We start from the raw sequence: 24,125 nt of genomic DNA on the forward strand, positions 1-24,125 counted from the left end.
TTGTTCGTTTTTTTATTTTCAGTAAAAGAAAAACTCTGACAAATTGTCTTATAGACAACTTGTCAGAGTTCAATTACGTAAATTAATCGTTATACATATCACGCACAGGAGTCATGATAATTCGGTTTAAATCATTGACAACTAAGCTAAACGCTTGTTCTTTTTGCATTAATTCGTTGATAACTGCTGTTTCTTGCACTTTCGTTGCAATGCTTTGTGCTTTTTCAGCATCTTCATCCGTGAATTCTTCGCCGCGCATTTGTTTTTCTTGAAGTCCTTGTTGGAATCCTTGGAATTCTTTAAACAATGTGTAAGCTGCTTCGTCTGCTTTTACTTCTTCATACGCTGCTTGTAATGCTTTAAATTCGTCTAACTCACGTAGTTCACGTTCAATCTGATTGGCTGTATCATAAATGTTACTCAATGGAATCCCTCTTTTCTCAATAGTTTCATCTTTATTGTACCATTTCTCTTAGGTTTTCCCAACTAATTTCCTAATAAGCCTCCGAAAATTCCTTCAATCTTGTCTTTGACTTTTTTCGCGCCGTCTTTAATTTGTCCCCCAACTTCATTCAATGTATCTCCGAAATTGCTAGCGCCATCTTGAACAGAGTTTCCAAAGTCTTTTAAGTTATCCCGCCAATTAGAATTGGCACCACCGGTTAAACTATCGTTGCTATCAACAACTTTCCCACCTGTGGCATAAGCATCCGCGACAGGAAATTGTGCTTGTTTAACTTCAGGCAAGATGCCACTAGCTTGACTGTTGAACACCTGAGAGGCATATGTGGCGCTACTACCTTCCAGATAATGGGTTTTACTGGTTTCTTGGAAGCCTAGCCAAGTAGCAATGACAACTTCTGGTGTATAACCAATCACCCACTGATCGTTCGTTTTACTACTATCGAAGTTGGTTTCTGTCGTACCTGTTTTACCAGCCATTACGTAGCCTGCTGGTTGTGCGTTGACCCCGCTCCCAGAACTAAAGACCCCTAGTAGCATACTTGTAATCCCATCTGCAACATCTTTGGTAATGACTTGCTCTTTCTTGACTTTAGTATTATCAACTACAATTGCGCCAGTTGAGTCGACGATTTTTGTAATTAAATGCGTTTCAGTTTTATAGCCTTCATTGGCAAAGGCACTATAAGCTCCCGCCATGGTTAGTGGCGAAACACCCGTTTGTAATCCCCCAAGTGCTAAACCATAATATCGATCTTTTTCTGATAATGGAATACCAAATTTCTCTGTTTTTTCATAGCCTTTATCTAAACCAATTTGATGTAATAACCATACCGCTGGTAAATTTAAGCTTTCTCCTAAGGCTTGGTACATAGGAACTTCTCCACTGTACGTTCGGCTATAGTTTTGCGCTGGATAATAATCTTGTGGTTTATCTTCTAAAACAGAGTCTGGTTTATAGCCAGCCTCTAAAGCTGGTGTATAGACAGAAATTGGTTTTAAGGACGAGCCTGGTGAACGTTTTGTTTGCGTTGCAAAGTTAAAGCCTCGATAAACGTGTTCTCCTCGACCGCCCACCAGTGCTTGCACGCCGCCGGTTTTCGGATCAATGGCTACAGAGCCACTTTGAACCATGGCACCATCTTCTGCATTGGGTGGAAATAGTGCATCATTTTTATAAGTTGCATCCATCGCATCTTGATACCCCTGATTTAAAGAAGTGTAAATCTTGTAGCCTTTATTTAAAATATCTTCTTCTTTAAATTTATAACGATTGACCGCTTCATCAATTACCGCATCAAAATAATATGGATATTTGTAACTATTTTCGTCGCCAACATAGGTGTCATTTAATAGACTCGCTAAGTTAACACTCGCTTCTTGATTGGCTTCTTCTTGAGACAGTTTTTTATTGTCGACCATAAGTTGTAAAACGGTATTCCGTCGCGCTGTGGCATTGTCAATGTAATCAATTGGGTTATAGATTCCTGGCCCTTTTAACATGCCCGCTAGCGTTGCGGCTTCCCCCACTGTAACTTGGGACGCATCCACGCCAAAGTATTTACGAGCTGCATCTTGCACGCCCCAGACACCATTACCAAAATAAGAATTATTTAAATACATTGCTAAGATATCTTTTTTCGAATATTTCTTTTCGATTTCAATCGCTAAGAATAATTCTCTGGCTTTCCTATCTAACGTTTGCTCTTGCGTTAAGTAAGCATTTTTGGCTAATTGCTGCGTAATTGTACTTCCGCCACCACCGCCACCGATTTTCCCAAAGGTCAATTTTCCAACAACCGCACGGGCAATCCCTTTGATGGAATACCCTTTATGTTGATAAAATCCGCGATCTTCAGTTGAAATAACCGCATCTTGAATATAAGGAGAAATATTATCCAGTTCCACAAAAGTCCCTTTTTGTCCGAATAATTTTCCGACTTCTTTTCCTGATTCATCATAAACGCGTGTTGATTCACTTAGCCCCGATTTTAGGGTCTCAACGTTTGCGGACTTGGCTAAGTAAAATAAATAAATACTGGCACCTAAAGCGACTACCAAACCAATTAACAAGAAAATTTTATTGATTTGATACTTTTTCCAAATCCGCTTTCTGGCTTGATGGAATTGTATTAAATAAGGCTTTATCCACGTCCAAAAATGACGTAATCCGACACCGACTTTACTAAAAAATTGTTTAAGATTGTCCATAGTACTCCCTCTGTTTACGTTTCTTGGCTAAGTCTACCATATTCTTGTGGGTACGACCTAGGTCTAAAGCATGAAAAATTCTTGAAAAACAATTTCAATGGTCTTTTCGCTGTAGCAAAGGAAATATGGCCTTCACTAGAGGTAAATAATTGCTTACGCTTAGAAACGAGTCTTTATTTAGCCTCTATTCTATCATGCTTTTCTTCGTTTTTTATGTAAATTTGTTTAAGAATCTCTCAAGGAACTGCCTTTCTAACAAATTTCAGCTTTTTTTCCGTTCTGACTTGACCTTTTGAGTAGCTTTGTTACACTAAATAGCGAATCAGTGAAAGGTGGGATTTGGTGGAATATTCAATGAGATTACCTGAAAATTTTTCAACAATGACTGTAAAAGAACTATTAGAAAATGAGTGGCTAGTCCCTCGAAAAGTGCGCCATTTTTTACGCACGCGAAAAAATGTCAAAATCAACGGAGAAACAGCTGCTTTTCATTTTCCAGTTCAAGCTGGCGATTGTGTCACCTTAACGTTTGAAGAAACCGATTATGTGCGTCCCACTATTCATTTGGGGGAAGCAACGCGTGTGAAGGTTTTATATGAAGACGAACATTTAATGATTGTAAATAAACCTTATGGCATTAAAACCCATCCAAATCAGCCACAGGAAACAGACACCTTGTTAAATCATGTTGCTGCCTATTTAGCTGAGAAAAATCAGGTCCCTTATGTCGTTCATCGATTAGATAAAGAAACCAGTGGTGCGATTGTCTTTGCTAAAAATCCTTTTGTCTTACCTATTTTAGGGCGTTTATTAGAAACAAAACAAATTTACCGCCAATATCAAGCGATTGTGGCTGGTCACTTTAACCAAAAAGAGCAGACAATCAATCAGCCGATCGGTCGTGATCGACATGATCGCCGGAAACGACGGATTGATCCTCAAAAAGGGGATTCAGCGATTACACATGTCCAAGTGGTCCAAGCTCTTTCTAATAATCAAACTGCAGTTACCTGTGTTTTAGAAACAGGTCGGACGCACCAAATTCGGGTCCATTTAGCTAGCGAAGGGCATCCAATTATTGGTGATCCGTTATACAACCCAAAATCGCAGGCAGCTCGTTTAATGCTCCATGCTTCACAACTTCATTTACTCCATCCGTTTACAAAAAAACAAATCGTTGTGACTGCAGCGCCTGGCCTATGGTAAAAAAACAGAAGAAATCGGCGGTTACCATCCGATTTCTTCTGCTTTTTTTATTTTACCGCACATTCACTGTTGAGAACGGCATATCTGCGTTTGCTCAGTGTCTTGGTGTTAAACAGTTCCTGAGCTAACTCTCAGCCTTAATCATTTGTAGCCACTCTTTTTGTAAAATTCCGTAATTGTAGATATCCAGCCATTGGCTATCTTGAAATAACGCTTCTCTATCAATTCCTTCTTTTTTAAAGCCTACTTTTTCATAAACATGAATCGCTTTTTGATTGTTACTATTGACAGCTAATCTGATTTTGTGCAAGCCCAATTCATAAAAAGCAAATTTACAAATTAAAGACACCGCCTCAAAGCCATATCCTTGACCACGTTGCTCTTTTTGTAAAATAGCAATCCCTAAATTGGCCCCTCTATTTTTCAACTGTACATCAGACAACGAAACCCAACCAATAAATTCCTCTGTCGTATTTTCTAAAATAGCAAATAGAAATCGATCATCTTCTCCTTTATTAATTGTGAAATCTTTCCATTCTTCAAGCTCCCACGGATGTAAAGCATCCCAGCTCAAATGCCGAAGCAATTCATTATCCCATTGCTGCTTTGCAATATGTTCGATATATTCTTCTCTAAAATGAGAAAAGCCAACGTGTTTTCCTTTTAAAACATTTTCCATAAGAACACCTTTAATTTCCTAAATTATTTTCTATTTGCTGACTATCTATTTCCTCGTATTTTTGTAAAAAAGTGGCAATTTTTTCGATGACACATGCATTTTTATCGCTTTGGTCATTCTCTACCTGAAGAACAAGCAACGGTTCATGCAGACTTAAGCGTAGCAAAAACCACCCACTGCCATATTGACCAGACACGTTTCCCCGAACACCTTCTTGGTTTTCACGGTCCACAGCAAAGTCTGCTTGATTTTCTACAAACAATTCAAAGTCTCGCAAGACTTGTTGCCCATAACAAGTAACATTCTCCGCAGTAATTTTAAAGCGAAATTCGTTGGTTTCTGCTGGTTGCTTCAATGTGGCAATTAGATCACCTAACGTTTGATTATTTTGTTTCAATTCTGGTAACAACATTAAAATTTTCGCCACGACATATGCACCATCATCCAGATTGTAGTTTTCTTGAAATGCTGCATGACCACTGGTTTCGATGGCTAACGGTGTCTGAAAGCCCCCATGATTCAATTCAATCATTTTATTAATGACATTTCGGTAACCAGAAATATAACGAATCTGTTGGCCGCCTTTTTCTTCAATAAATGTTTTTAAATGACTTGAGGTTGGCGAATTTGTCACAATATAACTACCAGGCGCTTCTTTTAAAACGATTGCCGCTAAAACAGCAATTAAATTATTTCGGTTTAGTACCTCACCTGATTGGTCCACCACGGCCGAACGATCTACATCTGTATCAAAAATAATGCCCAAATCTGCCTGATTAGCTAAAACAGCTGTTTGAATACTTTTCATTGCTTCAGAATTATCTGGATTAGGTACATGATTAGGAAAATGCCCATCTGGTTCTAAAAACTGTGATCCCGTCGTATCAGCGCCCAAAACTTGAAGAACCTGCTCTGCAAAGAAGCCCCCAGCCCCATTACCCGCATCAACGATAATTCGAAAGCCCTGTAAAGGTTTCTCTTCTGGCGAATGAATTCCTTGGCGGATTTTTGCCACCAAATGCTCCGCATAAATTGGCAGTAACTCTTGCTTCATCAGTGTGCCATTTTCATTGGCCGTCAGCGGATCAGTATGAGATAAAATATACCGAATATCTTCTTTCTCTGCTCCACCTTCTGCTGTGAAGAACTTCAAACCATTAAAGTAATAAGGCAAATGGCTAGCTGTGATCATAATCGCTGCATCACATTGAAGCGTTGGAAATTGAGTAGCCATAAACATAGCAGGCGTCGTAGCTAAACCAACGTCAATCACCTGAATACCTAATGAAAGAAACGTATCTACTAATGCTTGCTTAATCGGCTCCGCCGTTAGACGACTATCATGTCCGATTGCAATTGTCAGGCGCTGTTGTGCCTTTCGTGGCAGCTGTTTTTTGTCCTGTAACCAACGAACCACGCCCACCGCAATCTCGGCTACTGCTGTTGCGGTTAATGTTGCAGTTTGCTCTTCCGTATCCAAAGCAATTCCCCGAATATCCGAACCATTTTGTAGCGCTTTCAATTCCACCAAGAAAAAAACTCCCTTCTATTGATGCTTTCAATTTTAAAAAATCATATTTTCGATGCGTTCGATAAAGTGTTCCGCATCCTCTTCTGAACGTGTAATCACAATAATCGTATCCGCACCAGCCACTGTACCAGCCACTTCTGGATAAGCTACTTCATCTAAAAAGTTACTCACCACATCGGCATTTCCCATCTCTGTATGCAAGATGACAATAAATTGTACTCGCTCCATTCGAACAACTGAATCTTTTACTGATTCTCGTAATTTCTCTTCACTGCTTGTGCCTTGTGCTTGAGAAAAAATTGCATATTTGACACGACCATCTGCACCATGTGTTTTAACAATACTCATTTCACGGATATCTCTTGAAACAGTCGCTTGAGTGGCTCGGACGCCAAGTTCTTCCAAACGAGTGATTAATTCATCTTGTGTTTCAATTTCTTGTTGCATAATTAATTGTTTAATCAAACGTTGACGTTCTGCTTTTTTCATATAGACCACTCCTCTCCATTCATTTCTTTTATTATATCCAAAAATGAGCAAAAATACAGGTACTTTTCACATTAAACTCTTTATTTATCTGAAAAAGACTGGATAAATGTTTATATACCAGTCTTTTTCAGTAAAAAATACTTATTTAAGAAGATTCTTTTCTTTTAAATAGTCTTTCGCCACTATGCTAGGGTCTTGCCCCTCCACATTGACTTGATAATTCATTTCACTCATTTCTTCTTCGCTAATTTTTCCTGCCAATTTATTCAATATTTCTGCTAATTCTGGATATTTTTCCAACGTTGCTGTTTTAATAAGTGGTGCTCCTTGATAAGGCGGAAATAGCGCTTGATCATCTTCTAACGTTACTAAATCGTATTGTCTCAATTCACTATCCGTTGAATAGGCATCAATCACATTTACCTCACCATTATTAATCGCTTGATAGCGTAACGCCGGTTCCATCGATTGGACATTCAGATTTAAATGATATTTTTCTTGTAATCCCTTATAACCATCTTGCCGATCAATAAATTCTAACGTAAAACCTGCTTTCAACTGATTGCTGATTTTCTGTAAATCACTAATCGTTTTTAATTGATGCGCTTTTGCAAATGAGCGCTTAACTGCGACGGCATACGTATTTTCATAGCGCATCGGTTTCAACAAAGTAAGGTTTTCTTGTTTTTTCAAGCCAGCGCGTGCCGCTTCATAGACTACTTGAGGTTGATTGTCTAGCTGAGGAGGATTTTTTAAAAAGGTTTCGATTACTGTTCCTGTAAATTCCGGATAAAGATCGATTTCATCTGATTTCAAGGCATTATATAAAAAAGTAGTCTTGCCAAAGTTTGGCTTTAACGTCACCTGAATGTCGCTATTTTCTTCAATTAAGGCTTTATACATATTAATAATAATATCTGGTTCCGCTCCTAATTTGCCAGCAATTGTCAGCTGTTTTTCCTTTGAAGAAGTTTGTTGATTCCAGAAAAATGAACCACCTAACAAAAGGCCTAAAATAGTACCGCCAATGATTAGTCGCCGTCCATTCGCTTTTTCCAACCAATGAATTCCATAATTAAATAAGACTGCTAGTGCAGCTGATGAAAGAGCTCCAATAAAAATCAACGATAAATTATTTCGATCAATTCCTAATAAAATGAAGGTCCCTAAACCACCTGCTCCAATTAACGCCGCCAACGTGGCCGTACCAATAATTAAAACGGTAGCCGTTCGAATCCCAGAAATAATAAATGGTAACGCCATTTGCAACTCAAACTTAAACAGTTTTTCTTTTTTACTCATCCCAAATGCTTCTGCGGCTTCTTCTAACGAAGGATCAATTTCCGTCAAACCAGTATAGGTGTTTTGTAAAATTGGGAATAAGGCATAAATCACTAGCGCAACAATTGCCGGTGGTCGACCAATACCAATTAACGGAATCAGTAAGCCTAGCAAGGCTAAAGAAGGGATGGTTTGGAAAATCCCAGTCACTTGTAACAGACTTTCCGCTAACTTACGATGACTCGTTAAATAAATGGCTAAAGGAATTGCAATCAACGCAGCGAATAATAACGAGATAAAGGACAATTGCATATGCTCGATTAACGCTTGCAGATATTCTTCTTTTCGAGCGAAAAAAGTTTCAATCAGTGCTTGCATCTACTGTCCCTCGCTTTCCAACAGCTGTTCCATAAAACGAGTAATCGTTTTTGAGGTGATACACCCTAAAACTTGTTGTTTTTCTACTAAATTTGCTTTCTCTTGCGCATTAATGAGTTGGACAATCTCTTTTAAATTGGTTTCCATGAAAACAGTCGGCACTGGCTCAATCGTCTCATCTGCGGCTTCTAAAAATGCAGTCAAGTCAGCGCCACAATAGTTCGCTAGTTCTGGTGAAGATTGTTTGAAAAATTGACCGACAAAATTATTTTTCGGATGTTTTTGAATGGCTTCTGGCGTATCGACTTGAATAATTTTGCCAGCGTCCATAATACAGATGCGCTCTCCTAACAGTAAAGCTTCATTCATATCATGGGTCACAAAAACAATGGTACTCGCTAATTCCTGATGAAGTTCTTTCACCAAACGTTGAAGATGATGTCTTGAAATCGGATCTAGCGCGCTAAAAGGTTCATCCATTAAAATCACTTCTGGTTCGGCTGCAATGGCGCGTAAAATCCCGATACGTTGTTGCTCGCCTCCTGAAAGCGCTGCTGGCTTACGATGCAGATATTCCTCAGGATCCAGCTGAACTTTTTTCAATAGTTCAATGGTTCGCTCTCTGCGTTGCTCTTTGGGCCATTTTTTCATTTCAGGAATCAACTCAATATTTTCCGCCACGGTTAAGTTAGGAAATAAGGCAATTTGCTGAAGAACATAGCCAATTTTTAGTCGTAATTCACGTAAAGGATAATTGGTTACCGCTTGTTCATTGAGAGCCACTTCACCTGTCGTTGGCTCAATGAGCCGATTAATCATTTTCAAAGTCGTCGTTTTTCCACTACCACTCGGCCCTACTAATACAAAAAATTCGCCTTGTTGGATTGTTAAATTCACATCGGACAAAACGGCATTTTCTTGATATACTTTTGAAACATTTTGAAATTTTATCATTTATTTTCACCGCATCTTTCACTTCTTAATAAACAAAATCTTTGGAGGATCGTCACTCTTTCAGTATAATTTAAGACTAACATCCTGCCTAATTTTTTGTTTTAAGCGCAAGTATGTGGGGGCTCATTTAACGGCTGCCGGTTCGTATCTACAATTATCTACTCAATGAATGGAAAAATTGTCCTCTTCTGCCTTAAACAAAAGTGAACTGTTTTCTACTAAAAGGAGTGATCGTTATGGAAAACGACAAGCGAATTTATAAATGGGACAACGTGAAACTTTTTTTAATTTTCTTAGTGATTTTTGGGCATATTTTAGATCGTGAAGCTTCTCCTTCACGACTCATGGAAACGATCAACTTTTGGATCTATTCATTCCATATGCCAGCCTTTATTTTTGTCTCTGGACTCTTTAGTAAACATGCCATTAAACAACGAAAATATCTACGCTTACTTTCCTTTGTTTGGCTTTATCTCTTAGCGAAGTTGTTGATTACGCTTGCTAATTTCGCCTTTGCAAATAAAATGAATTTTGATTTACTGAACGAAACAGGCGTTCCTTGGTACTTACTTTCCTTAGCAAGTTTCTACTTAATTACCATCTTTCTTCAGCGCGTTCAGCCGAAAATCATGTTGCCCATCATCATTGTTATCGGCTGCGCCTCAGGCTATTTACCTGTGGAAGGTTTCTTGTCTTTAGGACGGACTCTGGGCTTCTTCCCTTTCTTTTATTGTGGCTACTTAATGGATATTCAAAAGCTACAAACCTTTTTAGATCATCGCAAAGTCAAATGGGCAGCGATAGGCGTAATTTTAAGCTCCTTTTTATTTGTAAATAGTCAATGGTCATTGGCAACGAAATTTTGGGGCTTCTTAACTGGTTGGGCTTCCTACGCTGAAATTAGTCCGGCCTTTGAATACAGTAGTTTCATTCAGCTGTTCTTTTACGTTGCTGCAGCATTGGTGTCTCTTTCTTGGTTTGCATTATTGCCGAAACGAAAGTTACCTTTAAGCGCCCTCGGAAAAGATACCCTCTACCCTTATCTCTTGCATATGCCCTTAATTATTCTGTTGGAAAGTGGTTTGCAATTAGACACACTCTTTAAAGAATGGTTTACTTTCCGAATCCTGGCACTTTTCTTCTTAGCCCTCTTCATTTTAGCTATTACGAATATGCCTGTGGTGAAACGGGGAGCGGATTATCTTTTTAATCCAATTGCGTATGTGTTGCCAAAACAATGGTTAAAAGTTAAATAAAAAAAGAAGAGCGTGGGACAAAAATCACTTTGGATTTTTGCTCCACGCTCAAAAACTGTTAAACGGCGAGAGTTGCAATGTTTCACCGTGAAGCATGAACAAATGAAATCATCGTACCTACTTGGTTTTTGGAGCTAAACACTTTTATCTCAGATTTTTTTCAACTATTGAAACAATCCTTTAATTTTATCAAACAAACCATCGGTCGTTGTATCAGCTAACATCGCTGTAATTTTATGATAGTGTTCGCCTAATTCATCTTTATGTTCTTCAATGAATAGTTGCGCATGTTCCACGTTGCCTTCTCCAATTAAATCTTTTGCTTTTTGAACTAATTCTTCTACGTTCATCTTCACACGTCCTTTGATTAAATAGTTAACAATAAGTGTTTCACTCATTGCCTTTTCTCCTATTTATCGTATCGTGGGATCCTTTGATTTGCAAGAAATTTTCAGTAAATTGACGGTTCTGATTTTGGGTTTTTAAAAGGCAAAAATTGCAAAAAAAAGCTGTTTTCGAAAATCGAAAACAGCTTTTTTACTTTACTTCGCTAAACGATAAATCGCATCTGCATAAATAGCAGCTGCTCGGAATAAGTCATCTAATTCCATAAATTCGTTGGCTTGGTGCATTGTGTCTGTGTAGCCAGGGAACATTGCGCCATAGGCAACACCACGTTTTAATAAGCGGCCATAAGTACCGCCACCAATGATTTGTTCTTGGCCTTTTTCGCCTGTATGGTCTTCGTAAACTTGTAGTAACGTTGCCACCAATGGATCATCAACTGGTACATAATGCGGTTCTTGATTGCGATCTCCTTGTGTTGCAGTGACCGTTTCACCGACTGTTGCTTGAACTTTTGCTTGTAATTCTTCTGCTGAAGTTCCTTTTGGATAGCGGAAGTTTAATGTTACTAAGCTATTTTCAGGATTTTCTGGATCAAAGTTAACAATCCCAGCGTTCATTGTCAATTTACCCATTTTTTCGTCTTCAAAAGCCACACCTAATTTTTCGCCATAAAAATCTTCATGGATAAATTCAGCAATGGTATTAATAAAGCTGTATGCGCCTTCTGCAAAGCTGTAATCATTTAAGAAAGTTGCCAAGAAAGTCGCTGCGTTAATTCCAGATTGTGGGCTAGCACCGTGAGCACCTTTACCAACTACATGGAAAGTCACTGTTTTATCTGAAAGTTCTGCGTTACCTGAAATTTTTGCTTCTTGTTTGATGAATGTTTCAAAGCTAGCAGCTAGTGAAGCCGCTTCGTCTGCTGAAGCAGCCGTTACAACAGCATCTGCTGTTCCCGGAACCATGTTTTCACGTAAGCCAGATTTGAAGCTTTCTAATTTATAATCAGCACCGTTACCGCCTCGGAAAGTTAAACGAATAGTCACATTTCCTTTTTCCCCATTGATAATTGGGAACTCAGCATCTGGTGAGAAACCAAAATCTGGCGCTTCTTCATGTTGGAAATAGTAATCCATATCGCCCCAGCCGCTTTCTTCGTCACTTCCTACTACGAAACGGATTTTTTTAGACACGGGTAAGCCTAATTCTTTGATAATTTTCATTGCGTAATAAGCAGCCATACTTGGGCCTTTATCATCGCTTGCACCACGTGCATAAATTTTGCCATCTTTAATGACTGGTTCATAAGGATCTGTTTCCCAACCATCACCAGCAGGAACAACGTCCATATGACCAAAAATCCCTAACGTTTCGTCGCCTTCACCATATTCAATGTGTCCAGCGTAATTGTCGACATTTTTCACCGTAAAGCCATCACGTTCACCATACGCTAACATGTGTTTTAAGCCAGCAACTGGCCCAGGTCCAAAGGGCGCTTCAGGTGTTGCTTGTGCATCATCACGTTCACTGTTGATCCGTAATAAGTTTTGTAAATCTTCTAATAAGTCGTCTTTACGTGCTTCGACTTCTTTTGTCCAATCAATTGTCATTTGTTGTCACTCCTATTCATAAAGTTCTACATAGTCAATCATACCATTTTATGCAGAAAAAGAAAGAAACCCGACACTATTTTTCGAGAAATTTTTTATCTTTTCCGCAGAAAGGGCTGGGTTTTTGTTTATTTTAATTGAGGTATGATTGTTTAGGTTGTAGTTGTTGCAATTCGGCTTCTGTTAAGGGCCGATATTCCCCTAGTTCTAACGTTTCATCCAACCATAGTTCGCCCATTCGTAATCGTTTTAAATACGTCACAGGTTTGCCTACAGTGGCTAACATCCGTTTGACTTGATGAAATTTCCCCTCTTGAATCACTAAACGGACTACGGAAGTCCCTTCTTCCTCATTGATCGTCTCAATGACTAAACGACTTGGTTTAACCATTTCTCCATCTTTCAAGGCAAATCCTTGCGCAAACAGTTGACAATCTTCCGCTGTCACAAGTCCCTCAACTTCAGCTAAATATTCTTTATCCACATGCTTTTTGGGTGATAATAATTGATGCGCTAACTGGCCATCATTTGTTAATAGAAGCAAGCCTTCAGTATCTTTATCCAAGCGACCAACTGGGAACAAGTCGGCACGGTAATCCTGATCAGTTAACAAGTCAATTACCGTTTCATCTCGCTGATCTTCCGTCGCAGAAATGACACCTTGTGGTTTATGCAACATGTAATAAAAGAATTTCTGATACGTAAGAATTTCTCCCATCAAGGCAATTTGATCTGTTTCTTCATTTACTTGTGTTTTGGCTTCTTTTACGATGTCACCATTCACCGTAACGACTTTTTTCTTTAACAATTGTTTGATTTCTTTACGACTACCGATACCAACATCGGCTAAAAATTTATCTAAACGCATCGTCATTCCTCTTTCCTTTAAAAAAATAGCTTGGGACATAAATCGAATCGATCGATGTCTCAAGCCTTGTCTCTTAAGAGAATCTGCTGAAAGGAGTTCAATCAGCTATTATTTAATATTGAATTTTGCACGTAATTTTGCGGCATTTTTCCCTAATAAACGATCAGCTAAGCGAATCTTCAAGACCGAATAGCCATAAAAAGCGCCTCCTGCAGCAGCCACAATTACAACGATAATGAAAGCTTGGAAACGTCTAGTTGGATCTAAAAATAGATACAAGAACTGACGGAAAATCAAAGCGATAATCATCATGATGACTGTAATACAGAACATTAACAATGTTCGCCGTAAGGTTAATTTGTAATTAAAACGTGTCACTTGACGAATTCTTCTTAGAATCAATACGCAAGAAACCGTAAAGCCAATCATCGTTGCTAATAACGGACCGTAAACTTCAAATAAACGGATTGCGGGGAATTGCACGATTAATTTCACAGCTAAACCAATTCCTAAATAACGCATTGCGTCACGATTTTCATACATCCCCATCAACATATTTGACACTAACATATACAAGCCCAAGAATAAACTAGCGTAACAAGCTTGCACTAATAAAGAAGTGCCTAAAGCATCTGGCATGTAAAAAACAGTGTATAGTGGTTGCGCTAAAACAATCATACCGAACGTTGCTGGCAACATTACAAACACAAAAAGTTGTAAATTATTACTAATCAAACGCGCTAACTCACGGTGATTTTTTAAGGTGACCGCTTCTGTAATCAACGGTAATCCAGTAGCCGAAATCGAAGTTGCTAAAGCCACGACAATCATGGTTAATTTGTCCGGATTGGCATTAAAAATACCGAAAAGCTCTCGTAACTGGGTATCTGAATAATCCGTAAACAAACGCATAAAGTTTGAGAAAGTAAACTGATCGACAAGTTTAAAGACCGTTACCCCTGAGCCAACTACGATAAAAGGAATCGCCTCTTTAAAAGTTTCAATCAATAACTCTTTTGGAGCAATTTCATGTTCATTGGCGCTGTGTTCTTCTAAATAATCAAATAATGGTTTTTGTTTGTACATGTAATAACCTAAAACCGCAAAACTTGCGAGCATCCCAATAAATGCCGCAAAAGTGGCTTGGGTCACCGCTGTAACGTAATTACCTTCAAAGACTTTCATGATAATAAAAGCAGTTAATAACATGTAAAAAACTCGTGCTACTTGTTCAACAATTTGTGATAAAGCAAAGGGCATCATTTCTTGATTTCCTTGGAAATAACCGCGAATGACACTCATGCTTGGGAAAACTAAAACGGCTAAACTTAATGAACGCATCGTTGGAACTAATTCAGGCCCTCCGCCAGACAAAGCTGCTAATGCCGGAGATGCCAAATACATCACAATAGCAAAAACCACACCTAAGCCACCCATTAGTTGTAAGGCACGATAAAAAAGCTGTCGACTAATTTTATATTCGTTCAATGAATTATAATGCGAGGTCTGCTTGGCAATCGCACCTGGAATTCCGGCGGTAGAGATCATTAGGAATAAGGCATAAATCGTATACCCCATTGAAAACAAACTGTTCGCTTCGTTTCCGTGCTCGCCCATCCAAGCGTACCAGGGGATGATGTAAATCGCCCCTAACATGCGGGAGATAATATTACTAGCTGTCATCCAAGCTGAGCCTTTGACCATTTTTTCTTGGTTCGTCAGGATTGGTTGATCAACTGAATTTGGTTGATTGATCATTTTGTCCTCCAATATTCTTTGAGTATGCTTTCTTTATTTTAATTGTTCATCTTGGGATATGCAACGACTTTCTCGAAGAATTATCCTATTTTAACATTTCTCATGGATTTTCTCACGCTAACGAGATGGTTTTTTTAAAAGAAAAATAATGCTATAATGACATCAGTTTTGAAATTTCGTTGAAACGTTTGGAGGCAAAAAAAGTGACGATTTCATTATTCGCAATTCGCGATTGCTTAGAAAAAGAAGATTTATTAAAAGAATTTATTTCACCAGAAGGCTGGCACTTGACTCTTTCCGACACGTTAGGTCAACGAGAAGTAACGGCTCTTTCTTACGATTCGAGAGACGTAACAGCAGAAACACTCTTTTTTTGTAAAGGATTAAACTTTAAAGAAATCTATTTAGAAAATGCTGTAAAAGACGGCCTAGAAATCTATGTTTCTGAGGTGCCTTATGAGGTTCCGGCGCAACTAGGAATTATCGTGACTGACATTAAAAAAGCAATGGCTGTGTTAAGCATGGCTTTTTATGATTATCCACAAAATAAATTAAAACTGATTGGCTTTACTGGAACCAAAGGTAAAACAACAGCGGCTTATTTCACCAAATATATTTTAGATGTTGCTACACAACAAAAAACAGCCTTGCTTTCTACCATGAATTCGACATTAGATGGCAAAACATTCTTTAAATCTGCCTTGACTACACCCGAATCTTTGGACTTGTATCGAATGATGGCAACCGCTGTTGCTAACGGGATGACTCATTTTATTATGGAAGTTTCTTCCCAAGCCTACAAAACTAATCGTGTCTACAAGTTATTTTTTGATGTCGGCATTTTTTTAAACATTACCCCCGACCATATCAGTCCAATTGAACATCCAACCTTTGACGATTACTTTTATTGCAAACGTCAATTGATTACACATTCTAAAGTCATTGTGTTGAATCACGAAGCTGATTATTTTCCATTACTTAAAGAAACCGCACAACAGCAAAAAGTCCCAGCCATTGTCTATGGCAGTCAGCCGGCTCCAGAAGTTGACTATTCATTCGCTGTTTCTTCAGAGGATTCCTTACGTTTTATCGTTGAAAGTCCTGCAGATGCGTTAGGATTGGCCGGCTCTTATCACCTTCGTTTAGGTGGTGATTTTAACAAAGGTAATGCGTTAAGTGCGGCGATTGCTAGTGTCCTTGTGGGAGCTTCAAAAGAAGAGTGTCAACAAGGGATCGCAGCAACCACCGTCCCTGGCCGGATGGAATCTTTAACGAATACCAACGGTGCAACCGTCTATGTTGATTACGCTCATAACTATGACAGTTTGAAGAATCTTTTAACCTTTGTCCGTGAAGAACATCCTGACGGCCGCTTAATTGTTCTTGTCGGTAGTACGGGAGACAAAGCGATTTCTCGCCGCAAAGACTTTGGTAGGGTTCTTTCTGAATTGGCTGATGTTGCAGTCCTAACAACCGATGACCCAGCCAGTGAAGATCCAGCAAAAATTTGCCAAGAAATTCAAGCCCATATTACCAAAGAAATACCTGTTTACACCGTTTTAGATCGTGGCGAAGCAATTGCTCACGCATTATCTTTAAGCACAACGGCTGATGATGCGATTGTCTTAGCTGGTAAAGGCGCCGACCTTTATCAAAAAGTAAACGGCGTAGATGAACCTTACGCAGGAGACTTTGCCCTTGCGGAAGCTTTCATTAATAAAAAGAACTAAATCATTTAAACACACATGAAAAAACAAGCTGCAACCACTTATCAACAAAGGTTGCAGCTTGTTTTTAAAGAACTTCTTTTATTTTCGTTACTTCTTCTTCTGATAAGCCATGACCGCCATCCACTAGTAAAAAGTCGACTGGAAAATGTTTCTTTAATTGATTAGCTAAAGAAAGAACTTGTCCCGGAATACTCAACTCATCCTGAGCCCCTGTTGTGACAATCACTTTTGTCGCAAACTCACCAGATACATATTGATAGCCTAAATTGCTTGGATGCAGTAAAATAACAGTGTTAGCAATAGTCGGGTTCTTTTCTAACAGGCCTAAAATAAAATTGGCACCGTTAGAGTACCCTATAAAAATAACTTCATCGTATAACTTTTGCGGTTGCCAAACTTCTTCTAGAAACGCCGTCACTCGCTCATCAAAGTTAGCACGAGGTAATGCTCCATTGACTAATGGCGCAAAAAAGCGTCGCTGTTCGCCTACACCTTCTGTCCCTAAGTAACTTAGAACACTCGCTTCTGGATAAAGGGTTGCGATGGTCGTTAATAATTGATATTCATTGCCACCAGTACCATGGAAAGCGACAACTAATTGATTAGGTTTCGACCCTTTTTGAAAAAATTGTTTCATTTAATAAACCTCCAAGAAAGGAATTTTACTATGTATGCACAAATTCATCACATCTCTATTTTAAATCGATTGATAAAGCCTACATTTGACTTCTATCATAATACACTGGGATTAAAATTACTAATGAAAACGATCAACCAAGATGACCACACCATGTATCACTTGTTTTTCTCAGATAATGAGCAACGAACAGGTACCGAATTAACTTTTTTTGAATTGAATGATGGCCAAGATCAATCCTTTGGAACAAATACGATTGAACGAACTATTTTAAAAGTACCAACGCGCGCCTCTTTGGATTTTTGGGCAGAACGTCTTGAGCAAGCGGGTATCTGCCACTATGGTGTGGAAACATTTAACCAACACCCAATTTTGCGTTTTGAAGCGCCCGATAATACGCAAATGGCGCTTGTTCCGTTACGTGAATTTGAAAATGCGGAAGATTATTTTCCAGCTGAACATGCTGAAATTCCAGTAGAACATGCAATTTTAGGCATTGATGCAATTCAATTACGCGTCCAATATGCCGCAGCTACTAAACAACCTTTAGTGGATTATTTACATTGGCATGAAAAAAAAACAGTACCTTTTTTTGAAACTGCGCATGAAGTAACTGTTCTGGAAAATCATCATCCACAGTTTTATCAAGAGGTGCATATCATTGATGACCGTACCAATCCGCTTGCCATTGAAGGAATTGGTGGCGTTCATCACGTCGCCTTTGGGGTGGAAGATACGCAAGAATTAACGCAAGTTGATAGCCTGTTAGAGGAAAAGAATTTTACAAACTCAGGAATTAAAGACCGCGAATTTTTCAAATCATTGTATTTTAGAGAACCGAACCACTTGTTATTTGAAGTAGCCACACAAAAAGGCCTGCTAGATGCCGAAGCCTATGAAAATCAAAGTTCAAACTTTGATGAAATCCCCCTTTATTTGCCTCACTTTTTGGCAGATCAAAGAGAACGAATCGAAGCGATTTTAGCACAACAACGCCATGAGTAAACAAAAATAGCGGTTCTAACCGCTATTTTTGTTTTTTAATATCCTATTATTGCCCTTTTTTGAAAAAAAGGAGTACACTAATAGTAGATGAACTGCGCAAGGAGGTGAGTACATGTTATCTAAGGAAGAAGTTCTACACTTATTGAACGAAGCAAAAAAAGAAGTCGATCGTTTAGAAACAAACCGCCAAGAAGATTTAGGTAATTCAATCAACTATATTGAAAATGAATTACAGCTCCAACGTGTCTTATCTCAAGTGGAAGCTTATGAAAAAGTACTTGGTTAATTGATTACGTATTAAATGAGAGAGGAGCAACCAGATTCAGGTGAATGAATCTGGTTGCTCCTCTCTCATTTTTTACTAGACTAATTCGTAAGCAAGTTCTCGTGCAATAATTTTTGCGGTTGTTTCAGCGATTTCTCCAGTAAAGCCAATGCATTGTTCCATATGCTCAGGTGAACCCATCGTCATTTTACTTGTCAAAATACTGCAGCAAACCACTCGATGCTTTTGTCGAAAACTTTGATGCAATTCGTTGGCTAAAGCCATCGTTTTATTTACTTGTTCTCCTTTGGCTTCTGTCCGACCAAAAAAGTAGCCCAGACACATAACCCCGCCTGAAAGAGCACCACAAATACACTTCGCTCCTCCAACACCTACAGGAAACCCAGAAGCCATGGCCACAGCTTCAATGGGAATCTCCGCATCGAAGTGTTGCCGAATGGTCGCCACAATCGCTTCCGAGCAATAAAAATCACCGTTACGATAATAGGCTTCCGCTTCTTCTCTGATTGCTTGTAAACAAATTCTCTTTTTCAAAATGCCCTCCATTCTGTATCCGCTTTCATTTTATGAATAAAAGGATGCCAAGCATCCCTTTATTTTATAGATTTTCTGCAGAGGTAAATACTTCTGACACATCATCATCGTCTTCTAACTTGTCAACCAAGCGCTCTAATTGCGCTTTTTGTTCATCGTTCAAGGTTAGTAAGGTTTGCGGAACCATTGTTAATTCAGCTTGTGCTAATGAATAACCTGCTTGTTCTAAAGCATCGCGAACCGCTGTAAAATCTTCTGGTGCTGTGTAAATTTCAAATACTTCTGGTGATGTTTCTAAATCCTCGCCGCCTGCTTCCAAAACGACTTCTAGCATGTCGTCTTCCTCAATTGCATGATCTTCTCTCTTAATGACAATATAGCCTTTACGATCAAACATATAATTCACCGAACCCGTTTCACCTAAAGAGCCACCATTTCGAGTAAACGCGACGCGAACATTGGTGGCCGTTCGGTTGCGGTTATCTGTTAGTGCATGAACTAAAACTGCCACGCCACCTGGCCCGTATCCTTCATAAGTTACCTCGTCATAATGTTCCCCTTCACCAGCACTACTGGCTTTTTTTATGGCGCGCGCAATATTATCATTGGGCATATTGGCTGACTTAGCTTTATCGACTGCTAAACGTAAAGCAGGATTCATTGCGGGGTCAGGGCCACCTGCTTTTGCCGCCATATAGATTTCCCTTGAAACTTTTTGGAAAATTTTCCCACGTTTGGCATCTTGCGCATTTTTACGCCCTTGAATGTTGCTCCATTTGCTGTGTCCTGACATCCTTGATTCCTCCTGACTTTTCGTTACTATTCTCCTTTATTCTACTCTTCTTTTCAGTTAGGAACAAGCGCTACCAAAAAAAGACCCTCGCTTATCCATCTTTCTGACGAATAAACGAAGCTCTTCTAAATTAGCGTCTTCTTTTTTTATTTTTCTTCAAACCATGAACCACCAAACAAATAACGATGGCTGTCAAAGCACCCATGGCATCCAACATAACATCTTGAAAAAGAGGGGTCCTTCCGCCTGTGATCATTTGATGAAATTCATCTAAACCTGCATAGCCAGTAGCAGCTAGCCAGGAAACAACAGCTGTTAAAAACAGACCTTTGATTCTTGGCACTAATCCAATAAACCAACTACCACCTAATAGAAAATACGTACCAAAATGGGCTCCCTTACGAATAAAAAATTCAACAAATTTACTATAACCACTAGCTTGAATGCTCACTTCACTGCCAGCATATTGAAAAGAAATATTTTTTAATTGTTCTTCAAAAGGATGACTGCTCAGAAGTTTATCTAAAAGACCAACTTGTGATTGCTGTTCATACGTCTGTGATGAACTGAAAAATAAAATGGCCATAATTACAAACGCAATGACTAAATATAAATTACTATCTTTCAAATAATTTTTCATATAATCCTCTTTTCTTGGTTTCAAGTTGCCCCGTGCCTGCCACGGAAAATTCTTTTTTATTATAGTCGGTTTCGAGGGAAAAAGAAACAACTTCTCTTAGGTCTTATGATATACTGAAAAGAAAAAAATGAAAGAAGGATTGGATATGACCTATTCTATTACATGGGATTTAGACAGTATTTTCCCCAATGGGAGCGAGTCCAAAGAACTTAGCCAACGAATGACTCAATTAACCGAACAAACAAAAGAGTACCATCAATTAATCACAGAATGGACACCAGAAAGTGCCCAAGGCAAAGAACAATTTGCTGAAATCTTAACGTTACAAGGGAAAATCTCAAATGGCTTTTCACAATGTAATAGTTTTTTAACTGCTTTAATTTCTGCTAATACTAATGATACCAAGGCCAAAATTTTATCAGGCGATTTATACAATCTGTTGCCAGCGATTCAATTAGCTGAAACCATTTTTACTAAAAAAATCACCGAGATTTCAGCAGAACATTGGCAATCCCTGTTAGCCGAAGAACCGTTCAAAACAATGGCTTTTCGCTTAAATGAATTACGCCGTGATGGAAAAAAACTGCTTTCCGAACAAGAAGAAAATATCATCAATACGCTTTCTCTAGATGGGTTAAATGCTTGGAGTACACATTACGATACGATTGTTGCTTCCATCGTGATTCCTTTTGAAGAAAAAGATGGCTCTGTGACAGAACTATCTGCAGGCCAAGCCTTTAACCGCATGATGGGAGATCCTGACAAAGAGGTTCGTCAACGTTTGTTTACAGCCTGGGAGAAAGCTTGGAGTGGCAAAGCTTCAATTTTAGCAGACACCCTAAATCACTTGGATGGGTTCCGTTTATCTGATTACAAATTGCATGGCACTACAGATTATTTAGAAAATCCCTTAAACTATAATCGAATGAGTCAAGAAACATTAACGGTTATGTGGGAAACCATCCAAAAAAATAAACAACCATTCGTCGACTTTCTAACGCGCAAAGCGCAATTATTCGGTAAAGAAAAAATGGATTGGCAAGACCAAGATGCACCAATTATTTTAGGTGATTTAGAAGAAAAAACGTATTCCTTTGATCAAGCCGCTGCCTTTATTTTAGAAAATTTCCGTAAATTCAGTCCGAAAATGGCCGATTTTGCCCAAATGGCTTTTGAAAAAAGTTGGATTGAAGCTGAAGATCGTCCAGGCAAACGTCCTGGGGGTTATTGTACAGAATTACCTGAAACACAAGAGTCACGGATTTTCATGACCTTTGGCAATTCAATCAACGAAGTAGCTACTTTAGCCCATGAATTAGGTCACGCTTTCCATAGTAGCGTGATGTGGGATTTACCTTCATTGAATCGAGAGTATGCCATGAACGTAGCAGAAACAGCTAGTACCTTTGCAGAATTGATTGTTGCTGACGCCACCTTAAAAGAGGCAAAATCAGATGTTGAAAAGATTAACCTTTTAGACACAAAAATGCAAAATGCCATTGCCATGTTTATGAACATTCATGCGCGTTTTATCTTTGAAAATAATTTTTATCAAGCGCGCCAAAAAGGTTTAGTAGCGGAAGAAGATATTACTGAATTAATGTTAGCGGCGCAAAAAGAAAGCTACAAAGATAGTCTTGGCAGTTATCATCCTCATTTCTGGGCGAGCAAATTGCACTTCTTTATTGATGATGTGCCTTTCTATAATTTCCCATATACTTTTGGCTATCTATTCAGCATGGGTATCTATGCGTATGCCAATCAACAAGGCAGCTCTTTTGAAGACCAATACATTGCGTTATTAAGAGACACTGCTTCGATGACAAGCGAAGAATTAGCGAAAAAACATTTAAATGTTGACTTAACAAAACCTGATTTCTGGCAAGCCGGCATTGATCAAGTCCTAAAAGATGTGGAACAATTCATGACTTTAACTGAAAACTATGTAAACTAAGCAAAAAAGAAGCAGTAACCAACATCAGGTTACTGCTTCTCTTTTTTTCAAATAGTTTCGATACGCAAGGTAGCCCACAAGCATTAGTCCAAACGTAACAAATTCAACTACGGGCATGGCTAACCAAACACCGGTTAATCCTAGTAATTTCACCAAAATAAATAAAACTGGCACAATTAAAAAGAATCCACGCAAAGAGGAAATCATTAGCGCCATTTTCGGTTTACGAACTGCCGAAAAGTAATAAATCCCCATAAAATTCAATCCTGTAAACAAGAAGGAAATCGCATATAAGCGGATGGCTGTCCTAGCAATTTGCGCCAACTGGTCGTTCCCTTCGCTATTAAAGACCTCAATAATTTGTCCCGTAAACACTTGACTGATTAAAAAGAACAGGAAGCCGGCGACCAAGTACGTAATAAAGCTAAGTTTAACAAATTTACGCAACACCTTCGTTTCCCCTAAACCATAGTATCGGCTGAGTAATGGTTGCGCCCCTTGCCCAATCCCTGTAAAAATGGCAATCACAATAATATTGAGATTGGCAACAATCGCATAAGCTGAAATCGCCACATGACCAACTAAGTTTAACAAAACAATATTAAATAAAAACATGACAAAGGCCGAAGAAAATTCATTTAAAAAGGAGGAAAAACCAATCGACATAATTTCTCGAACATCCTGAAATTTCACTTTAAACTTTTCAAAACGTAAAACTCGTTGCGGCGACCACTTATGCAACGTAATCAGGATTAAGCTTGTTAAAGGTGACATCACCGTTGCAATGGCCGCACCTGCCATGCCCCACCCAAATTGATAAATAAAGACATAGTCCAAAATAATATTGACAATTCCCCCACTGACAAAAGCAATCGTTGCCAAACGAGGATTATGGTCATTTCTTAAAAAAGTAATCAGGCAATTGTTTAAAATAAATAATAATGAACAGCTAAGGTAAATCATATAATATTCCTTTGCCAAACCAAACAAGACACCGGTCCCCTGAAGTCCCCGAATAATTTGATCGGAAAAAGTCAAGCTCGCTAAAGTAAAGAGACTCCCTATAACGAAAACTAACCCAATCGTTAAACTAAAATACTGATTGGCTTTTTTGATTTCTTTTTGCGCAACCGTGGTCGAAAACAACGTAGCGCCGCCAACGCCAAACATCCAACCTAATCCATTAATAATATTAACGAGTGGTAAGACAATGTTAAGCCCCGCCAACGCCTCGGTGCCGATTCCATTTGCAATGAAAAATGTGTCCGCCAAAATAAAAATTGATTGCGCCGCCATACTTAAAATTCCTAACAGAACATTTTTATAAAACAACGCAGTAAAATGGTTTTGCTGTGTTTGCTCCATACCCAAATCTCCTTCTAACAAAAAAAGGACTCATTCTTTTTGCTTCAAGGCTTACGCAAAAATCAGAATCCTTCAATTATTCAACCCAGCGATTAAATAATCTGTCTATTTATTGATACTTCTAGGGTAGCATTCTCTCTTCGAAAAAAC

Annotated in this window: 22 protein-coding genes; 6 read left to right on the top strand and 16 right to left on the bottom strand. The window is 38.7% G+C overall.

Annotated elements, in window-relative coordinates; all coding sequences use genetic code 11:
• Positions 1 to 82: 82 nt before the first annotated feature.
• Positions 83 to 424 carry a YlbF family regulator gene (locus tag IGI97_RS11720; protein WP_002355518.1) on the bottom strand — a complete coding sequence of 114 codons (342 nt, stop codon included), beginning with the start codon at positions 422 to 424 and terminating at the stop codon, positions 83 to 85.
• A 62-nt stretch (positions 425 to 486) separates the two neighbouring features.
• Positions 487 to 2,673, bottom strand: coding sequence for a PBP1A family penicillin-binding protein (locus IGI97_RS11725; RefSeq protein WP_141416902.1), 2,187 nt, complete (start codon positions 2,671 to 2,673; stop codon positions 487 to 489).
• A gap of 342 nt (positions 2,674 to 3,015) precedes the next feature.
• Between IGI97_RS11725 and IGI97_RS11730 the strand changes: the two genes are divergently transcribed.
• Positions 3,016 to 3,879, top strand: coding sequence for an RluA family pseudouridine synthase (locus tag IGI97_RS11730; protein WP_002364824.1), 864 nt, complete (start codon positions 3,016 to 3,018; stop codon positions 3,877 to 3,879).
• A gap of 124 nt (positions 3,880 to 4,003) precedes the next feature.
• On the opposite strand, the gene IGI97_RS11735 is transcribed toward IGI97_RS11730, so the two are convergent.
• From IGI97_RS11735 to IGI97_RS11755, 5 genes are all read right to left on the bottom strand, one after another.
• The gene (locus tag IGI97_RS11735; protein WP_438738691.1) at positions 4,004 to 4,558 is read right to left on the bottom strand and encodes a GNAT family N-acetyltransferase; all 555 of its coding nucleotides are present in this window, start codon (positions 4,556 to 4,558) and stop codon (positions 4,004 to 4,006) included.
• Between the two features lie 10 nt (positions 4,559 to 4,568).
• On the bottom strand, positions 4,569 to 6,089 hold the full coding sequence (locus tag IGI97_RS11740) for a phosphomannomutase/phosphoglucomutase (protein ID WP_438738693.1): 1,521 nt from the start codon (positions 6,087 to 6,089) through the stop codon (positions 4,569 to 4,571).
• 33 nt (positions 6,090 to 6,122) lie between these two features.
• Positions 6,123 to 6,578 carry an arginine repressor gene (argR, locus tag IGI97_RS11745; protein WP_002355509.1) on the bottom strand — a complete coding sequence of 152 codons (456 nt, stop codon included), beginning with the start codon at positions 6,576 to 6,578 and terminating at the stop codon, positions 6,123 to 6,125.
• 141 nt (positions 6,579 to 6,719) lie between these two features.
• Positions 6,720 to 8,237 carry an ABC transporter permease/substrate-binding protein gene (locus tag IGI97_RS11750; protein WP_002355507.1) on the bottom strand — a complete coding sequence of 506 codons (1,518 nt, stop codon included), beginning with the start codon at positions 8,235 to 8,237 and terminating at the stop codon, positions 6,720 to 6,722.
• Positions 8,238 to 9,191: an ABC transporter ATP-binding protein gene (locus IGI97_RS11755; RefSeq protein ID WP_002363150.1), complete on the bottom strand. Its 954-nt coding sequence runs from the start codon at positions 9,189 to 9,191 to the stop codon at positions 8,238 to 8,240.
• 236 nt (positions 9,192 to 9,427) lie between these two features.
• Between IGI97_RS11755 and IGI97_RS11760 the strand changes: the two genes are divergently transcribed.
• The gene (locus IGI97_RS11760) at positions 9,428 to 10,447 is read left to right on the top strand and encodes an acyltransferase family protein (protein WP_002355505.1); all 1,020 of its coding nucleotides are present in this window, start codon (positions 9,428 to 9,430) and stop codon (positions 10,445 to 10,447) included.
• 164 nt (positions 10,448 to 10,611) lie between these two features.
• Here the strand turns inward: IGI97_RS11760 and IGI97_RS11765 are convergent, their stop codons facing one another.
• The 4 genes from IGI97_RS11765 to IGI97_RS11780 form a co-directional block, all read right to left on the bottom strand.
• Complete coding sequence (locus tag IGI97_RS11765) at positions 10,612 to 10,845, bottom strand: hypothetical protein (protein WP_141435512.1); 234 nt, start codon at positions 10,843 to 10,845, stop codon at positions 10,612 to 10,614.
• Positions 10,846 to 10,989: 144 nt separating this feature from the next.
• Positions 10,990 to 12,405 carry a dipeptidase PepV gene (gene pepV / locus IGI97_RS11770; RefSeq protein WP_002358655.1) on the bottom strand — a complete coding sequence of 472 codons (1,416 nt, stop codon included), beginning with the start codon at positions 12,403 to 12,405 and terminating at the stop codon, positions 10,990 to 10,992.
• Between the two features lie 133 nt (positions 12,406 to 12,538).
• Positions 12,539 to 13,273 carry a pseudouridine synthase gene (locus IGI97_RS11775; RefSeq protein WP_174123206.1) on the bottom strand — a complete coding sequence of 245 codons (735 nt, stop codon included), beginning with the start codon at positions 13,271 to 13,273 and terminating at the stop codon, positions 12,539 to 12,541.
• 108 nt (positions 13,274 to 13,381) lie between these two features.
• Entirely contained in the window at positions 13,382 to 15,031 is a 1,650-nt protein-coding gene (locus IGI97_RS11780) for a putative polysaccharide biosynthesis protein (RefSeq protein WP_002364837.1), read from the bottom strand.
• A gap of 203 nt (positions 15,032 to 15,234) precedes the next feature.
• Between IGI97_RS11780 and IGI97_RS11785 the strand changes: the two genes are divergently transcribed.
• Positions 15,235 to 16,761, top strand: a complete 1,527-nt coding sequence (locus IGI97_RS11785; RefSeq protein WP_141435514.1) for a UDP-N-acetylmuramoyl-L-alanyl-D-glutamate--L-lysine ligase — start codon at positions 15,235 to 15,237, stop codon at positions 16,759 to 16,761.
• A gap of 64 nt (positions 16,762 to 16,825) precedes the next feature.
• Here the strand turns inward: IGI97_RS11785 and IGI97_RS11790 are convergent, their stop codons facing one another.
• The gene (locus IGI97_RS11790) at positions 16,826 to 17,398 is read right to left on the bottom strand and encodes an alpha/beta hydrolase (protein WP_002358653.1); all 573 of its coding nucleotides are present in this window, start codon (positions 17,396 to 17,398) and stop codon (positions 16,826 to 16,828) included.
• 30 nt (positions 17,399 to 17,428) lie between these two features.
• On the opposite strand from IGI97_RS11790, the gene IGI97_RS11795 reads away from it, so the two are divergent.
• Positions 17,429 to 18,403: a ring-cleaving dioxygenase gene (locus IGI97_RS11795; protein WP_438738697.1), complete on the top strand. Its 975-nt coding sequence runs from the start codon at positions 17,429 to 17,431 to the stop codon at positions 18,401 to 18,403.
• 112 nt (positions 18,404 to 18,515) lie between these two features.
• Entirely contained in the window at positions 18,516 to 18,689 is a 174-nt protein-coding gene (locus IGI97_RS11800) for a hypothetical protein (RefSeq protein WP_002355495.1), read from the top strand.
• 75 nt (positions 18,690 to 18,764) lie between these two features.
• Here IGI97_RS11800 and IGI97_RS11805 read toward each other — a convergent pair whose 3' ends face one another.
• The 3 genes from IGI97_RS11805 to IGI97_RS11815 all read right to left on the bottom strand — a co-directional run bounded on the left by IGI97_RS11805 (position 18,765) and on the right by IGI97_RS11815 (position 20,656).
• Positions 18,765 to 19,235, bottom strand: a complete 471-nt coding sequence (locus tag IGI97_RS11805; protein WP_002384891.1) for a C-GCAxxG-C-C family protein — start codon at positions 19,233 to 19,235, stop codon at positions 18,765 to 18,767.
• A gap of 52 nt (positions 19,236 to 19,287) precedes the next feature.
• Positions 19,288 to 20,016 carry a YebC/PmpR family DNA-binding transcriptional regulator gene (locus tag IGI97_RS11810; RefSeq protein ID WP_002361233.1) on the bottom strand — a complete coding sequence of 243 codons (729 nt, stop codon included), beginning with the start codon at positions 20,014 to 20,016 and terminating at the stop codon, positions 19,288 to 19,290.
• A gap of 130 nt (positions 20,017 to 20,146) precedes the next feature.
• Positions 20,147 to 20,656, bottom strand: a complete 510-nt coding sequence (locus IGI97_RS11815; protein WP_002366143.1) for a VanZ family protein — start codon at positions 20,654 to 20,656, stop codon at positions 20,147 to 20,149.
• Between the two features lie 127 nt (positions 20,657 to 20,783).
• Between IGI97_RS11815 and IGI97_RS11820 the strand changes: the two genes are divergently transcribed.
• Positions 20,784 to 22,610 (top strand): M3 family oligoendopeptidase, encoded by a 1,827-nt coding sequence (locus IGI97_RS11820; RefSeq protein WP_174123204.1) that lies wholly within the window; start codon positions 20,784 to 20,786, stop codon positions 22,608 to 22,610.
• Between the two features lie 24 nt (positions 22,611 to 22,634).
• Here the strand turns inward: IGI97_RS11820 and IGI97_RS11825 are convergent, their stop codons facing one another.
• A complete protein-coding gene (locus IGI97_RS11825; protein WP_002396992.1) occupies positions 22,635 to 23,975 on the bottom strand; it encodes an MATE family efflux transporter in 1,341 nt (446 codons plus the stop codon).
• Between the last annotated feature and the right edge of the window lie 150 nt (positions 23,976 to 24,125).

The sequence above is a fragment of the Enterococcus sp. DIV2419 genome (assembly GCF_051711865.1).
In the GTDB taxonomy this organism is placed as follows: Bacteria; Bacillota; Bacilli; order Lactobacillales; family Enterococcaceae; genus Enterococcus; species Enterococcus faecalis.